A 739-nucleotide genomic window follows, 5' to 3' on the forward strand; every position below is an offset into this window, starting at 1 on the left:
ACGATCTCACCACGGTTTGAAAGTTCAACTGCTGTTTCTTTTAAGAAATCAGTGTTTGGTAACAAACCGATTTGTACAAAGATACCTGCCAATTCAATCGTTTTGATTTCATCAGTTGCACGGTCTTTGTAGTTCAATGCAGTCACTTGTGAACCATCACCGACCACTTCTGTAGACAATGCATTCATGATCACAGTGGTATTCGGTAAGCTGTTTAACTTGTCTTGAAGGACTTGGTCAGCACGAAGCTTAGTATCAAACTCAACAAGTGTTACATGTTCTACAATACCAGCAAGGTCAATCGCCGCTTCGACACCTGAGTTACCACCACCGATCACTGCAACACGTTTACCTTTAAACAATGGACCGTCACAGTGTGGACAGTATGCAACACCACGAGTACGGTATTCTTGTTCACCCGGAACGTTCATTTCTCTCCAGCGTGCACCTGTTGAAAGAATCACTGTTTTAGATTCAAGTTTTGCACCATTCTCTAAAGTCACTTCAACCAAGCCATTGGCTGTTTCATCTGCACCTTTGATGTCAGATACACGTTGCAAGTTCATGATGTCCACACCGTACTCACGTACATGTGCTTCCATTTCAGCAGCAAACTTAGGACCTTGTGTCTTTTGAATCGACGTGAAGTTTTCAATGTCCATGGTATCCATGACCTGACCGCCCATGCGTTCAGCCACGATACCGGTTTTAATGCCTTTACGTGCTGCATAGATTGCAG

Annotated in this window: 1 protein-coding gene; it reads right to left on the reverse strand. The window is 43.7% G+C overall.

The window, feature by feature from the left end; translation table 11 throughout:
• Nucleotides 1-739: FAD-dependent oxidoreductase (locus AVJ20_RS18080; protein WP_162689818.1), on the reverse strand; the 739-nt coding region annotated here is incomplete at both ends.

This window comes from Acinetobacter sp. CFCC 11171 (assembly GCF_003268405.1).
Lineage (GTDB): Bacteria > Pseudomonadota > Gammaproteobacteria > Pseudomonadales > Moraxellaceae > Acinetobacter > Acinetobacter amyesii.